Source organism: Oleiphilus sp. HI0123 (genome assembly GCF_001635315.1).
Genome location: NZ_LWGE01000027.1, coordinates 1 through 457 on the forward strand (window position 1 = coordinate 1; position 457 = coordinate 457).

Sequence of the window (457 nt, forward strand, 5' to 3'; positions counted from 1 at the left end):
AAATTCAATAAAACCAAGCAATAACACTCATGGAGCTCATAACCGGAATTGAACCGGTGACCTCCACCTTACCAAGGTGGCGCTCTACCGACTGAGCTATATGAGCAACGAATTTATTACTTGGAGCGGGCAGCGGGAATCGAACCCGCATCATCAGCTTGGAAGGCTGAGGTAATAGCCATTATACGATGCCCGCCACATAAAACTGGTGGAGGGGGGTGGATTCGAACCACCGAAGCTTACGCGTCAGATTTACAGTCTGATCCCTTTGGCCACTCGGGAACCCCTCCAGCTAGAATCGTAAAGACTCTAAAGAACTCAAAACAAAATGGAGCTGGTGGACGGAATCGAACCCCCGACCTACGCATTACAAGTGCGTTGCTCTACCGACTGAGCTACACCAGCTGCACACCCTCATTTCGAGAGGCCGCTATACTAAGTGAACTATTTTTCAGAT

4 tRNA genes are annotated in these 457 nt (G+C 49.2%); all 4 read right to left on the bottom strand.

Going from position 1 to position 457, the window contains the following annotated elements:
- Nucleotides 1–30 precede the first annotated feature (30 nt).
- Nucleotides 31–106: transfer RNA gene (locus tag A3761_RS00380), tRNA-Thr, on the bottom strand.
- Between the two features lie 15 nt (nucleotides 107–121).
- Nucleotides 122–196 (bottom strand) — tRNA-Gly (locus A3761_RS00385).
- A gap of 10 nt (nucleotides 197–206) precedes the next feature.
- Nucleotides 207–290 (bottom strand) — tRNA-Tyr (locus A3761_RS00390).
- Nucleotides 291–329: 39 nt separating this feature from the next.
- A tRNA-Thr gene (locus A3761_RS00395) sits at nucleotides 330–405 on the bottom strand.
- Nucleotides 406–457: the final 52 nt, after the last annotated feature.